The following is a 14,221-nucleotide window of genomic DNA, read 5'->3' on the forward strand; positions in this document are numbered from 1 at the left end:
CGGGAGCCGTCACGCGCGGAAGTGGTCCCAGCCAGGTTGATCGGCCGGGGGCTCGCCACCGATCGTGACGGCTGGGCCGGCCCCGCCCGGCCCAGCCACCGCAGCCCCGGCCACCTCATGCACTCGCCCGACGGCGGTCCAGCCCGCAGGCAGCTCCGTTCCGGCGGGGAACGTGGCGAGCAGCCCGTGGTCCTCTCCCCCGGCCCAGATCCAGCGCCCGACCAGCCCGTCGATGTCCGCGGTCCCCGGGCCCCAGCCGGGGTCGCCCAGCCCGGTCGCCGCGGCGACGGCTCGTGCCGCCGAGTGCAGTGCCTCCCGGTCCTTGGCGAACGCCCCGGCGTCGAGGTCGAGCCGGACGCCGCTCGCGCGGGCGATCCGCCCGGCGTCCCGCAGCAGGCCGTCGGAGAGGTCGAGCATGGCGGTGGCCCCCGCCTGGGCTGCCGAGACACCGGCGGCCAGCGGCGGGTCCGGCCGCAGGTACGCGGCGACGAGCCGTTCCCAGGCGTCCTCGAGCAGCACGCCGTCGGCGACCTCCAGCGGCGCGGCGGACAGCGGCGTGCGGACCAGGCCCGCCTCCAGGAGCGCCAGCCCGGCGGCCGACCACCCGCGCACCCCGGCGTGCGCGACGACGTCGCCGGGCCGGGCGCCCGACCGCAGCACCGGCGGGCGCCCCTCCAGGTCCCCGTGCACGGTGATGCACACCACCAAGGACGGACCGCCCGACAGGTCCCCGCCCACGGCGCCCGCACCGACGGGCGCACAGCCGTCGGCCAGACCGGTGGCCAGACCGGTCACCCAGTCCAGCTCGGTGTCGCCGGGCACCACCAGGGACGTCACCAGTCCGGTGGGCCGAGCGCCCATCGCGGCGATGTCGGCGAGGTTCTGCGCGGCGGCACGCCGTCCGACGTCGTACCCCGTGGACCAGCGGGTCCGGAAGTGGCGGTCCTCGACCAGCACGTCGGTCGAGACGACGAACCGGCCGTCGGGTGCCGCGAGCACCGCGGCGTCGTCGCCGGGTCCGAGCAGCGTCGCGCTCCCCCGGGGCAGCAGGGGCACTATGCGTTCGAGGATCTGCTCCTCGGAGAGGTCACGGACGCGGGTCACTGCTCGACCCTAAGCGCCAGCCCCGGCCGGGCGTGGCAGGCCGGCCACCGCGCGAGCCGCACACCGGCCGCAGACGGGCATCGGGGACGGGCACCATCCGAGACAGGTAACGTATCTCCGTGCTTCCCGCCCGTTTCGTCACCGCTCTGACCGCCGCCGCCCTCACCGTCGTGGTTCTGGCCGGGTGCGCGCGAACGATCGGGGTGGAGGTGGCGCCGGACGCCGCGGACCCGAAGTGCGCCGAGGTGATGCTCGCCGTGCCGGACGAGCTCGGCGGCGACCTGCCGAAGGTGCCGACGGACTCGCAGGCGACGGCGGCGTGGGGCGAGCCGGGTGCCGCGGTCACCATGCGGTGCGGCGTCGCCCCGATCGGCCCGTCCGCGGACTGCCAGAGCGTCGACTCGGGGGACGGGACGGCCGTCGACTGGATAGTCACCACCGACGGCGCCGACACGTGGCGGTTCGTCACCTACGGCCGCGAGCCCGCAGCCGAGGTGATCGTGCCGCCCGCGGTGACCGAGAACCACTCGACGTCGTTCATCGCCGACCTCGCCGGCGCCGTGACACAGGTACCTGCCACGAAGGAGTGTCAGTGAGCCCGGCCATCTCAGTGCCAGCAGCAACAGAACCCGCCCCCGTGCAGTCGCGGCGCGAACGCCTGCGCGACGAGCTGCGGCGGGAGGTGCTCGACGCCGCGCGCCACCAGCTCGCCGGGCAGCACGGCCTGAGCAAGCTCACGATGGCCGCCGTCGCGAAGGAGGTCGGCGTCACGCCGCCTGCGCTGTACCGACACTTCGAGAACCGGCAGGACGTCATAGCGCAGCTTTGCGTGCTCATCGTCGAGGAGGTGCTGGAGCTGCTCCGCGCCGCGGTCGCCCGGCAGGAGCCCGGCGACATCGCGGCGGCCCTGGTGGCGTCGACCCGCGCCTCGCTCGACTGGGCGGTCCGCAACCCGGCGGAGTTCGACCTCGTCATCGGCTCCGGCATCCGCGCCGAGCTCGCCGACAGCCACGCCCTGCAGCGCCGCATGGCCGAGATGGTCGGGGGCCACTACGTACCGCTCTTCCGCGAGCTGGCGGCGGCGGGCATCCCGCGCCCGGCCGACGACGAGATGGGTCCCGAGCTGGCCGAACAGGTCCGCCGGTACCGCGACGCCGTGGGTGGGCCCGACCTGCCGCTCGACGTCGCCCACCTCATGGTGACGAGCTGGCGCCAGGTCTACGGCCTGCAGTGCATGGCCGTCTACGGGCACCAGGAGTTCGCGTTCGGTGACCACGTGGCGCTCCACGAGGACCTGGTCTCCTCGCTGCTGGTCCAGATGGGCCTGGAGCCGCACCCCACCGTCCGCTGAGACCGCGGCGTCACTCGGGCGGTCTACGCGCCGCCTGGACGGCCGCGGCGATCCCGACCACGAGGAAGACGACGGCGACGGCCCCGACGGCGATGCCCATGGCCACCCAGGGGTCGAACGCCGCGGCGACCGCCGTCGCGATCCCCGCGAGGACGAGGGCGATGCCCGCGTCGCGGTACAGCCGGCCCTGCGCGGCCCTGAACCGCTCGAGCCCTCCGGTGTAGCTGCCGCCCGGCGCGAACAGGGGCGCGGCCACGCCGAGGCAGACGAGGAGCAGGCCACCGGCCGCGGCCATGGCGTTCTCGAGCGGATAGGCATCGCCGGTGTGCAGGGAGAGCAGGCCGAGGTGCAGCACCACCACGACCACGGACAGACCCATGAGCGTCCAGCTGAGCACCTTCCGGACCCGTTCGGGCGAACGGTCCAGCACCGCGGGGGTGCGCTTGAGCAGCTCATGATCCGCACGCAGCCCTACGGAGAACAGGACCGTGAGCCCGAGCAGGGCGCTCGGCGCGGCTACGGCCGTGACCCCACGGTGCGCCACGCTCTCACCGTGCCGCCCGTTGGCCTCGCGGGTGACGATCTCGACCGCCATCTCCGGCCATGCGACGACCGATGCCACGACCATGACCGCGGCGGCGGCCAGTGCCACGGCCGCGCCGGGCCACGGGATCATGACCCACGGGGGCGGCGGCGGGTTCTCGTGCCGAGACACTTCGGTGGAGCCGGTCGCGGTCATGGCGTGCCCTCCTGGTTGGTTGTCTTGTGCACTGTGCCGCTGCCGCTCTGCGACGTCTCGGGCATCGCGCCGGCCACAGCCGTCGACGACCGAGGCCGGCGCAGCTCCGCCAGGGCGACGATCGCCTCGTCCAGCAGGCTCATCTGGAGCCGGTACTGGACCTCGGTCCCGCGGCGCCGGGTCTCGACCAGACCCGCCTGGCGCAGGACCTTGAGATGGCCGGACAGGGTCGACGGAGCGATCCCCAGCGCGGCGCCGATGTCACCGGCCCGGACGTAGTCCTTGTCGCGCAGGTAGCGCAGGATCTCTCGCCTCGCCCCGTGGGCGAGAGCGGAGAAGAGCCCGTCTCCCGATTCTTCGGTATTTCGCGACATACCGAAATAGTAGGCGCACGACGACGCCGCGCACAAGGTCCGGCGGGGGTTCAGCGCACCATCGAGTCCCTGCTGGCCTCCATCGTGTGCAGCGCGTCGGCGTTCGAGATCAGCTGGATGGTCCCGTGGTAGGAGATCGCCGGATCCTTCATCGCCGCGCCCACCAGTGCCGCGAGCGCCGCGAGGTGCCTGGCGTCGTGCGCGCAGATGCGGTGCACGTGCTGCGTCGCGGTGACCAGCTGCAGGGCGAACACCGAGTACTTCCACACCGGCTTCCAGAACTGCGTCTGCTGCCACGCGCGCGCCGCCGGCCACCCGAGACCCGCGCAGGCCGTTGCGAGGGCGGCCTCCCACGGGACGGCGTCGGCCCCCACCATCCGGAGCAGCAGGATGACCACCGCGATGATGCAGAACGGGTAGGCGACCTGGTTCGCCCAGGCGCCGATGGGCTGGGGTCTCGCGACGCTGACCACCTCGACCCGCATGACGTTGCTCAGGGCGAAGGTGGTGAGCCCGATCGTGAGCGCTCCGTTCGCGACCCGCACGTCACGCACGGCGTACCTGTAACGCGGCCCGCCCCACATCCTGCCTCCTCAGAGCCACTTTTTCCCGGCACGGACGACCGGTGACGAGAGGCAGAGTACAGGCGATCAGCGCAGGCCGGTGGGCCGCTCCAGGGCGAGCTGGATCAGCTCGTCGATCAGCTCCGGATAGCTCAGGCCGGAGGCGTCCCACATGCGGGGATACATCGAGAACGGCGTGAATCCCGGCATGGTGTTGATCTCGTTGACCACCACCCGGTCCTCGGGCGTGACGAACACGTCCACGCGCGCCAGGCCCTCGGCGCCCACGGCCTCAAAGGTCCGCACGGCGATCTCCTGGACCTCCTTGATGACGTGGTCCGGCAGGTCGGCGGGGCAGGAGAGCTCCACGGCCGCCTCGTCGAAGTACTTGGCCTCGTAGTCGTAGAAGCCGTTCTTGGTCTCGTCGGTGACCAGGATCTCGCCGGGCAGCGACGCTCGCGGGCGCTCCCCGCCGCGTCCGCCGAGCACCGCACACTCGATCTCCCGGCCGGCGATGCCCGCCTCGACGATCACCTTGGGGTCGTGCCTGTGTGCCTCCTCGACGGCGGCGTCCAGGTCGTCCAGGGAGTCCACCCTGGACACCCCGAGCGACGAGCCGGCGCGGGCCGGCTTGACGAACAGCGGCAGCCCGAGGGGCTCGACGGTCTGCAGCACGACGTCGCGGCGCCGCTCCCAGTCGCCCGGCTTGATCACGGCGTACGGGCCGATGGGCAGTCCCTGCCCGGCGAACACCATCTTCATGAAGTGCTTGTCCATGCCGACGGCGGACGCGAGCACACCGGAGCCGACGTACCGCGCGTCGGCGAGCTCGAGCAGGCCCTGGACGGTCCCGTCCTCACCGTAGGGACCGTGCAGCAGCGGGAACACCACGTCGACGTCGGCGAGCGCCGACGGCACCCGGCCCGGCTCCAGGACCCGCAGCGCGGCGTCGCCGACGGTCAGCGGGAGCACCACCTCGGCGGCGGACGCGGGGACCTCCGCCGCCTTGCCGTCGGTGATGGCCCAGCGCTCTGGCTCGTCGGCGGCGACGACCCACTGCCCGTTCGGGGTGATGCCGATGGGCACCACCTCGTACTTCGATCGGTCGATGGCGCTCATCACGCCACCGGCGGTGGCGACGGAGATCCCGTGCTCGCCGGAGCGTCCGCCGAACAGGATCACGACGCGGGTCTTGGCGGCAGCGTCCGGCGTCGGCGCGGGGCTCGCCCCGGCGGAGGCTGGTTCAGGTGTGCGGTGCGACATCGCGCCCGACCCTACCGGACCTGCCGTCCAGGACCCGCTCGAACGGGACCCGCACGAACAGGCACCTACGGGGCCACCTTGAGATCCTTGCGCAGGATCTTCCCGGAGGCCGACTTCGGCACCGCCTCGATGAACTCGACGCTCCGCACCTTCTTGTAGGGGGCGACCTGTTCGGCGACGTACGCGATGACCTCGGCCGCGCTCAGCGACTCCCCCTGCGCGGTCACGACGAACGCCTTCGGGATCTCGCCGGCCTCGTCGTCCGGCAGGCCGATCACCGCGGCGTCGGCGATCTTGGGGTGGGACAGGAGCAGCGCCTCCAGCTCGGCGGGCGGGACCTGGTAGCCCTTGTACTTGATGAGCTCCTTGAGGCGGTCGACCACCCGGAACACGCCGTCGGCGTCGACGGTGACGATGTCGCCGGTGTGCATGAACCCGTCGGGTTCCAGGGTGTCCGACGTCGCCCCGGGGTTGCCGAGGTAGCCGACCATCACGTTCGGCCCGCGGCACAGCAGCTCACCCGGGGCCGAGACGCCCTCACTGGGCTGCTCGATCTGGGCGCCCGTCGCCGGGTCGACGATCCTGGCCTCCATGCCGGCGACGAGCAGCCCGACGGACCCGGGCGGGATGTCCGTGCGGTCGAACGGGATGCAGTGCGAGACGGGCGACATCTCGGTCATGCCGTACCCCTGCAGGACCCGCACGCTGTCGCCGAGCCGGTCGAGCACCGCCTGGGCGAGCTTGTCGTCGAGCGGCGCGGCCCCCGACAGCACGGCCCGCACGCTGGAGACGTCGTAGGAGTCCACGAGCGGGTGCTTCGCCAGCGCGAGCGCGATGGGCGGCGCCACGAACAGGAACGTCGCCCGGTGCTCCTGGATGACCCCGAGGTACTGCGCCAGGTCGAACCGGGGCAGCGTCACGAGCTTCGCCCGGGTCCGTAGCGCCAGGTTGAGCAGCACGGTCATGCCGTAGATGTGGAAGAAGGGCAAAATGCAGGGCACGACGTCGTCGGGCCCCACGCCGATGGCGAGGGACTGCGCCACGTTCGCCACGAGGTTGGTGTGCGTCAGCATCACGCCCTTGGGCCGGCCCGTCGTGCCGGACGAGTAGGGCAGCACCGCGAGGTGCGTCGCGGGGTCGAACGAGACCTCGGGTGCCGGGCGCGGCTCGGCCAGCAGGTCGGCCAGGGACGGGCAGCCCTCGGTGGCGCCGGAGCCGCCGTCGAGCACGATCATCTGCTCGTCGGTGAGGCCCGCGCCGCGTGCGCCGGCCTCGCCCGCGGCCAGCAGCGCCGACACGGTGATCATGAGCCGTGCACCGGAGTCGGCCAGCTGCTTGGTGATCTCCGGGCCGGTGGCCAGGCCGTTGACCGTGGTCACGGTGACCCCGGCCCGCAGCAGCCCGTGGAACACGGTGACGTAGGCGGGGACGTTGGGGGCGTGCAGCGCGACGACGTCGCCCACCCCGAACCCGCGCGCCGCCATGGCGCCTGCCACCGCGTCGATCTGCGCGAGGAGGGAGCGGAACGTCGTCTCCGCCCCGCTGACGCCGTCGACCACCGCTACGCGGTCCAGGTCGTCGGAGGCGATATCGCCGAACAGGTACTCGTAGACGCTGACGGACGGAATCTCCACGTCGGGCAGCGGGCTCCGGACAACCATCATCGGTCTCCCTCTGTTCGCCGCGCCGGACCCCCGTTGGTCCGGCGCAAGAGCATTGTGCATCCAGACCCCTCCGTCACGCACGGAAGGCCGCGAGCAGGACCGGTACCAGCCGGCGCCACGACGGCGCCGCCGCATAGCGGGTCAGCTGCCGGCCCGTCTCCGTCCCGCTCCGGGAGCCGCTGAACCACGGCGGCTTCGGGAAGAGGGAGAGCTCGCCGTGCAGCACGCTGCGGGGGAACGGGCGGAACGGCCCCGTCACGACGCTGCGCTCAGGTCCGGCCAGCAGGTGCCCGTTGTGCACGACGTCGACCCCGGAGCCGATGTCGGCCACCGTGTGCCCGGGGAACGCGCCCCACGTGGCCCCCGGCAGGAGGAAGCCGACACCCGTCCAGGCGTTGATCGCGATGGTGCCGTAGCGCAGGTCGGCGACCGCTGCGTCGAACGCAGGCCCCAGCGCCGCGCGGTCCTGGGGCCGCACCACCAGGTTGGCGCCCAGCGTCCCGTACAGGGAGTCGTTGGCGAAGCCGACGGCGGCCCGCAGGAACTCGGCGCCCTCTCCGGGCAGCTGCGTCCACGCCAGCACCGGCGCGAAGTACTCGTCGCTGCACGCCGGGTCGCCGGGGGCCACCTCCATCAGGATGCGCCCGCTCACGTGCTCGGCGTCCGGGTGCGCGTCGGAGGCCCGCGCGACCTTGGCATCCGTACCGGGATACCAGGGCGCGCGAGCCGGCAGGGTCGCCAGGGCACGACGCAGCTCGGCGAGGAACGCGTCCTTCTGGTCCCAGTCCGCCGAGAGCACGACGAGCTGCCCCGCGACGCAGTTGTGCCCCGCGTTGTGCAGGCGCATGGAGACCAGGTGCTCGGCCTGGTACCGCAGGTCGGCGGCGCTCCACCGGCCGGGCACCACGATCATCGGCGCGACGCCGCCCAGCTCGCTCGTGATCGGTACGCGCAGCCGGGGATCGTCCGCCGCCCGACGCCGCTCCGCCTCCGCGCCGGTGCCCCACACGATCGCGTCGTGCGTGACGGCGGAGCCGGTGATGTGCACCTTTTCGATGCCGCTGTGCGCCGTGAGGTAGGCGCCGACGGCGCCGTCGCCGTTGACCACCCGGACCACGCCCGCCTCGATCAGGGGCGCCAGCGCCCTGCGGTACACCCCGAGCAGGGCGCCGAACGTCGGGTTGAGCTTCACGAGCGAGGCGCGGTTGTGCGCGACGAGCTCGTAGAAGGCGTCGAGCGGCGCGATGGACGAGATGTTGCCGGCGCCCAGCACCAGCCCGACGCCGCCGTGCTCGCCCACCGTGCCCGCGCCCAGGCCGACGTCATCGCGCACCTGCCGCTCGGTCACGCCCGGCGGCATCCAGACCTCCGCATGGAAGCCGTTGAACAGGATCCGCTCCTTGACCGTGCGCGGCAGGACCCGCACCGCCACCCGTCCACCCGGCGCCGTGCCGACGGCGAGACCGTCGAGCGGCGACCTGCCCGCTGCGAGCGCCTCGTACGACGCGGCGTAGGTGGCGGCGCTCTCCAGCGCTCCGTACGGGCCGGTCATCCACTCCTCGCCCGCGTACGGGGCGGACGGCGCGACGTGCTTGGCCTCGGCGGCGGCCGTCGCCCACTCGTCGGCGACCTCTGCTATCGACGCGTGCACCCTCCGGAACAGCGCTCCCCTGACCGCGACGGGCAGCTGTGCCCAGCGCTCCGCACCGACCTGGAGCTCCTCGACCGCCCGGTCGAGCTCGGGCTCCGTGGTGGCTCGCGCGTCCGTCACGCTCATCAGCTGTCTCCTTCGACCGCTTGGCATCCGACCGTCCGGGACCGGGCTGCCACTGACCCGGACTCCAATAGCCTAGGGGTCCTACCCGGTCCAGCGCGAGACCCAGTACCGGTTGACATTCCGACCTTCGATGCACAGTCGACGCCTCGCCGTTACGCTGCCGGGTATGTCGGACATCGTTGGAGAAGCACGCCCTGACCTCCGCGATGCCCTCGAACTACTGAGCTCGCAGGTGGCCGAAGGCATCCTGCACGCGGAACCGACCTACCAGGAGACCCGGCTCCCAGCGGCCGCCATCCAGCCGCTCGTCCGGGCGAACGTCGCGGAGATCCTCGCAGCACTCGCCGGTGAGACCTCGTCTCTCGCCCCCGCGCGGGAGGCCGGTCAGGTCAGCGCCGCCGAGGGCATGCCGCTGGACCTGCTGCAGCACGCCTACCGGCTGGCCGGGCTGCGGATCTGGGAGGAGGTCGCCCGGCGGCTGCGCTCCGAGACCGATACCGCCGCCCTGCTCCGCGCCTCGTCGCGGGTCTGGTTCGCCATCGACCGCTCGTCGAACGTCGCCGTGCGGGCCCACCTGGAGACTGCCGCCGGCCTGGGCGCGAACATGGCCCGCACCGAGCTGCTGCGCGGCGTCCTCACCGGGGCGGTGCACGACCTCGAGACCGCGCGCCGCGCACTCGGCCTGCCAAGCGACGTGATGCTCGTCGTCGCCGTCACGGCGCCCGGGCTGCCCCCTGCCGCGCTGCCAGGTACGGCGCCCGCCCCGGAGGACGTCGGCGTGGACACCTCCCGGGTGACCACCCGCTGGCTCACGCACGAGGGCGCCCGGCTGACGCTCGTGGCCGCACCCACCTCCGAGGACGCGCACGAAGCCGTCGCCTGCCTCGCGGTGCACGCCCCGACCGGCGCGAGCCGGCCGTTCACGAACCTGGCCGGCGCACCGGCCGCCCTCGCCCAGGCCCGCACCGCCGTGCGCTCCCTGCCCCTGGGGGTGGCCGGGCTCGCCCGCTACGGAGACCGTCCGCTGGACGTCCTGCTGGCGGCCGACGGCGAGCGTGCCGCCGAGCTCGCCAGCGCAGTGCTCAGCGGCCTCCGGGACCGCGACCCGCGGGACGAGGAGCTCCTGCTCACCACCATCGAGGCGTGGTTCGAGCACGGCGGGTCCGGCACCCGGGCCGCCGCCGCGCTGCACTGCCACCGGAACACCGTGCTGAACCGGCTGGCCCGAGTCGCCGACCTGACCGGCCGCGACATCAACGACCCGCGCGCCGCCGCCGAGCTGTACGCGGCGGTGCGGGCGCGCCGGCTCCAGCGGGACGCGGCGTGACATCACCGCCTGGGGCTAGCCTCATCGGGTGACCTCCCTCCTGTCCGACGAGCTGCTCGCCACCTTTCGCCAGCGAGCCGCCGACTACGACCGCGACAACGCCTTCTTCGCCGAGGACCTCGCCGACCTGCACGCCGCGGGCTACCTCGGCGCGATGGTCCCCACCGCACTCGGCGGCGCTGGCCTCTCGCTGCGCGAGACGGCTCGTGCACAGGCCCGGCTTTCGGCGCACGCCCCGGCGACGGCGCTGGCCGTGAACATGCACCACGTGTGGGTCGGCGTCGGGCGCTACCTGCACGAACGCGGCGACTCGTCGCTGGACTGGCTGCTCACGGAGGCGGCGTCGGGCGAGGTGTTCGGCTTCGGCTACTCCGAGCCGGGCAACGACCTGGTGCTGCTGGGCTCGCGCACCGAGGCGCGGCCCGACGGTTCGGGGGGTTTCAGCTTCACGGGCCGCAAGATCTTTACCAGCAACTCGCCCGCCTGGACGCGGCTGGGTGTGCTGGGGCTCGACTCGTCGGGCGGCGAGGAGGATCAGCGGCTGGTGCACGCCTTCATCACCCGCGAGGGCGGCGGCTTCGACATCCTCGACGACTGGGACACGATCGGCATGCGGGCCTCCCAGTCACGCACCACGATGCTCGACGGCGCCCACGCGCCCGCGGACCGGGTCCTGCGCCTGCTGCCGCCCGGGCCCACGGTGGACCCGTACGTCCTGGGCATCTTCACGTCGTTCGAGATCCTGCTCGCCTCCGTGTACGCGGGGATCGCCGACCGGGCGCTGGAGCTCGCCGTCGAGGCGGTGGGCCGCCGCACGTCGATGAAGACGGGCAAGCCGTACTCCCAGGACCCGGACGCGCGCCGCCGCATCGCCGACATGGCGCTGACGCAGGACAGCGTCTGGCTCCAGATCGACGGGATCACCCGCGACCTCGACGCCTCGGCGTCGGACAGCACCCTGGACCGGGGTGCCGGCTGGTTCCGGGCGACGGCGGGCCTGAAGGTGCGGGTCACGGAGGCCGCCCGGGACGTCGTGGACCAGGCGGTCCGCGTGTCCGGCGGCTCCACGTACTTCAACCGTTCCGAGCTGGGCCGGCTCTACCGGGACGTGCTCGCGGGGATCTTCCACCCGTCCAGCGACGACTCGGCCCACGCCACGGTCGCCCAGTCCCTCCTGGGCCCGCTGGAATAACTGGCGGGGGCCCGGGTAGTCGGTAGAACGTCAGGTGATCGGCAGCTCGGGCTACCGATCACCTGACGTTCTACCGACTACTCGGGCGGGCTACCGACCACCCCGGGTTCACGCCCGCAGCGCCCGGTCCAGGTCCGTCCAGAGGTCCTCGACGTCCTCGATGCCGACCGACAGGCGCAGCAGGTCCTCCGGCACCGTCACCGCCTCGGTGCCCCAGCGGCGGCGGCGCTCCAGCATGGACTCCACCCCGCCCAGCGACGTGGCGGGGAGCCACAGCCGCACGGCGTCCACGACGGCGTCGGCCCGCTCCACGGTGCCAGTGCCCGCCCGCCCGACCGGCCGGACGCCGATGATCGCGCCGAAACCGTTCATCTGCGCCCTCGCGCGCCCGTGCCCGGGGTCGCCGGGCAACGACGGGTGCCGCACCTCGGCGACCTCGGGGTGGTCCGCGAGGCGCCGGGCCAGCTCGGCGGCGTTCGCCTGCGCGCGCTCGAAGCGCAGCGCCAGCGTGCGCAGGCCACGCAGGGCGAGCCACACCTCGAACGGCCCCGCGATGGCGCCGTGCAGGGTGCGGTGCTCACGCAGGGTGGCGGCCAGCTCGGCGTCGCGGGTCACGAGCGCGCCGAGCACGACGTCGGAGTGGCCGGCGAGGTACTTGGTCACCGAGTGCAGCACGATGTCGGCGCCGTGCTCCAGCGGCCTCTGGCCCAGCGGTGTCGCGAACGTGTTGTCCACCACCGAGCGCACGCCGCGCGCACGGGCTGCCCCGAGCACGGCGGGCAGGTCGGCGACCTCCAGCATGGGATTGGTGGGCGACTCGACGAGCAGCAGGTCGGCGCCGTCGAGAGCCGCCACCATGGCGTCCGTGTCGGTGATGTCGACGTGCCGGAGGGTCACGCCGTGCCGGTCCCTGACCTGGTCGGCGAGCACCATGCCCGCCTGATAGGCGTGCCGGGGCAGCACTATGGTGCCGCCGTCGGGCACCAGGGAGAAGACGGCGGCGATCGCCGCCATGCCGGAGCCGAAGACGAGGCCCACACCGGGCGACCCGCCGTCGTCCGCCCCGCCCTGGCACTCCAGCGCGGCGAGCGCCTGCTCGAACGGGTGCCAGGCGTCGTTGTCACCGCGCGCGTACGAGAGCTCGCCGGGCGTGATCACGCCGCGCGACACGTACGTCGAGTTGAGCGGGAGGGACGGGTTGATGTGCCCGCCCTGGGTGCGCTCGGGGCGCCCGGCGGAGACGACGACGGTGGCGGGCGCGAGCGCAGACGGCGCGCGGTGCTCAGGGGCAGTGCTCATGGGCGCGAGAATACGTCCGCGCGAGCGCCCGGGCCGCAGCCGTCCGGAGCGTGGCCGAACCTCCCGGGCCTGCGGAATCGACTCCAACACCATGCACGCCACCGTCGGCGTGTCGCGTGCATCGTGCAGGGGTCGTCTCAGGCTCGTCGGCCCTCGGCCTGCCTCGCCCGCCGGAGCACCAGCGACATGAGCGCCGCCCCCGCGCACAGGACGCCCGCGCCGTACCAGACGGCGTCGTACGAGCCGGTGACGTCACGGACCAGGCCGCCGGCGAACGCCACGACGCCAGCCCCGATCTGGTGGGAGGCGAGCACCCACCCGAACACGATCGGCGCGCCGTCGCCGTAGAACTCGCGGCACAGGGCGAGGGTGGGCGGCACGGTCGCCACCCAGTCCAGCCCGTAGAACACGATGAAGAACACCATCGGCAGCTCGACCTGCGGGGCCATGAGCGACGGCAGGAACAGCAGGCCGACACCACGCAGCGTGTAGTAGACCCCCAGCAGCACGCGGGGCGAGTACCGGTCGGTGAGCCAGCCGGACCCGATGGTCCCGATCACGTCGACGACGCCGATCACGGCGAGGAGGCTCGCGGCGACGGTGATCGGCATGCCGTGGTCGTGCGCCCCCGGCACGAAGTGCGTCCGGACCAGCCCGTTCGTCGTCGCGCCGCAGATCGCGAACGCGCCCGCCAGGAGCCAGAACGGACCGGTGCGAGCCGCCGAGAACAGGGCCGTGACGGTGCGTCGCGCCACGTCGCGAACCGGTGCGGGCTTCGGCGTGTACTCGCCGCCGTAGGGTGCCAGGCCCAGGTCTGCCGGATGGTCCCGCAGCAGGAAGAGGACGAGCGGGACCGCCGCGAGCGCGGCGATGGTCACCGTCGCCGACGCCGGCCGCCAGCCCTGGCTCTCGACGATCCAGGCCAGCAGCGGCAGGAACACGAGCTGGCCCGACGCCGTCGCCGCCGTCAGCACGCCGGTGACCAGACCGCGCCGGGCGACGAACCAGCGTCCGGTGATCGTCGCGGTGAAGGCGAGCGCCATGCTGCCGCTGCCGACGCCGACCAGAAGTCCCCAGCCGAGCAGGAACTGCCACGGCTCCGACATCCAGACCGTCGACAGCGCACCGCCCGCGATCACGACCAGCGCGACGGTGACCACCGGCCGCATGCCGAACCGGTCCATCAGGGCGGCGGCGAACGGCGCCGTCAGCCCGTAGAGCACCGACTGCAGGCCGACCGCGAGGCCGATGGTCGCGCGCGACCAGCCGAGCTCGGCGTGCAGCGGGTCCACGAAGAGGCCGGGCACGGCGGTGAACGCGGCGGCGCACATGATCGTCACGAAGCTGACCATGGCCACCCACCAGGCCGGGTGGATGCGCGGGGGTGTGCTGCGGGGAGCCGACGGCTGGGACGTGCTCTCGGCGTCGGGCGCTGGCGTGCTGATCTGCGTCACTGCGCAAGCCTGCTGGAGTGGTCTGGGTTCGGACAGTGGCCGGGTGGTCACTGTTCGATAAGATCAGGCCAAGTACCTGTAGGGCCGTTGCTGTGCTGTCATTAGTTCGGCCCC

Annotated in this window: 13 protein-coding genes; 4 read left to right on the top strand and 9 right to left on the bottom strand. The window is 73.1% G+C overall.

Annotated elements, in window-relative coordinates:
* Positions 1-9: 9 nt before the first annotated feature.
* Positions 10-1,104 carry a thiamine-phosphate kinase gene (locus AB0F40_RS00915; RefSeq protein ID WP_357462690.1) on the bottom strand — a complete coding sequence of 365 codons (1,095 nt, stop codon included), beginning with the start codon at positions 1,102-1,104 and terminating at the stop codon, positions 10-12.
* A gap of 119 nt (positions 1,105-1,223) precedes the next feature.
* Between AB0F40_RS00915 and AB0F40_RS00920 the strand changes: the two genes are divergently transcribed.
* Both AB0F40_RS00920 and AB0F40_RS00925 read left to right on the top strand, forming a co-directional pair.
* Positions 1,224-1,700, top strand: a complete 477-nt coding sequence (locus AB0F40_RS00920; protein ID WP_357462693.1) for a DUF3515 family protein — start codon at positions 1,224-1,226, stop codon at positions 1,698-1,700.
* A complete protein-coding gene (locus tag AB0F40_RS00925; RefSeq protein ID WP_357462697.1) occupies positions 1,697-2,455 on the top strand; it encodes a TetR/AcrR family transcriptional regulator in 759 nt (252 codons plus the stop codon). Before AB0F40_RS00920 ends, AB0F40_RS00925 begins: the two co-directional genes overlap by 4 nt.
* A 10-nt stretch (positions 2,456-2,465) precedes the next feature.
* Here AB0F40_RS00925 and AB0F40_RS00930 read toward each other — a convergent pair whose 3' ends face one another.
* From AB0F40_RS00930 to AB0F40_RS00955, 6 genes are all read right to left on the bottom strand, one after another.
* Positions 2,466-3,194 (bottom strand): hypothetical protein, encoded by a 729-nt coding sequence (locus tag AB0F40_RS00930; protein ID WP_357462700.1) that lies wholly within the window; start codon positions 3,192-3,194, stop codon positions 2,466-2,468.
* A complete protein-coding gene (locus tag AB0F40_RS00935; protein ID WP_357462703.1) occupies positions 3,191-3,568 on the bottom strand; it encodes a metalloregulator ArsR/SmtB family transcription factor in 378 nt (125 codons plus the stop codon). The genes AB0F40_RS00930 and AB0F40_RS00935 overlap by 4 nt, the downstream gene beginning before the upstream one ends.
* Before the next feature lie 50 nt (positions 3,569-3,618).
* A complete protein-coding gene (locus tag AB0F40_RS00940; protein ID WP_357462706.1) occupies positions 3,619-4,122 on the bottom strand; it encodes a hypothetical protein in 504 nt (167 codons plus the stop codon).
* Between the two features lie 96 nt (positions 4,123-4,218).
* Positions 4,219-5,394, bottom strand: coding sequence for a D-alanine--D-alanine ligase family protein (locus AB0F40_RS00945; protein WP_357462709.1), 1,176 nt, complete (start codon positions 5,392-5,394; stop codon positions 4,219-4,221).
* A gap of 65 nt (positions 5,395-5,459) precedes the next feature.
* Positions 5,460-7,055, bottom strand: a complete 1,596-nt coding sequence (locus tag AB0F40_RS00950; RefSeq protein WP_357462712.1) for an AMP-binding protein — start codon at positions 7,053-7,055, stop codon at positions 5,460-5,462.
* Positions 7,056-7,131: 76 nt separating this feature from the next.
* Positions 7,132-8,835 (bottom strand): aldehyde dehydrogenase family protein, encoded by a 1,704-nt coding sequence (locus AB0F40_RS00955; RefSeq protein WP_357462715.1) that lies wholly within the window; start codon positions 8,833-8,835, stop codon positions 7,132-7,134.
* A gap of 166 nt (positions 8,836-9,001) precedes the next feature.
* Between AB0F40_RS00955 and AB0F40_RS00960 the strand changes: the two genes are divergently transcribed.
* Entirely contained in the window at positions 9,002-10,162 is a 1,161-nt protein-coding gene (locus AB0F40_RS00960; protein ID WP_357462718.1) for a helix-turn-helix domain-containing protein, read from the top strand.
* A 28-nt stretch (positions 10,163-10,190) separates the two neighbouring features.
* Positions 10,191-11,354 (top strand): acyl-CoA dehydrogenase family protein, encoded by a 1,164-nt coding sequence (locus AB0F40_RS00965; RefSeq protein ID WP_357462721.1) that lies wholly within the window; start codon positions 10,191-10,193, stop codon positions 11,352-11,354.
* Positions 11,355-11,462: 108 nt separating this feature from the next.
* Here the strand turns inward: AB0F40_RS00965 and AB0F40_RS00970 are convergent, their stop codons facing one another.
* Positions 11,463-12,653 (bottom strand): PLP-dependent transferase, encoded by a 1,191-nt coding sequence (locus AB0F40_RS00970; RefSeq protein ID WP_357462725.1) that lies wholly within the window; start codon positions 12,651-12,653, stop codon positions 11,463-11,465.
* A 137-nt stretch (positions 12,654-12,790) separates the two neighbouring features.
* Positions 12,791-14,107, bottom strand: a complete 1,317-nt coding sequence (locus AB0F40_RS00975; protein ID WP_357462729.1) for an MFS transporter — start codon at positions 14,105-14,107, stop codon at positions 12,791-12,793.
* Between the last annotated feature and the right edge of the window lie 114 nt (positions 14,108-14,221).

Origin of the sequence: Promicromonospora sp. NPDC023987, from assembly GCF_040639055.1 — a bacterium.
In the GTDB taxonomy this organism is placed as follows: Bacteria; Actinomycetota; Actinomycetes; order Actinomycetales; family Cellulomonadaceae; genus Promicromonospora.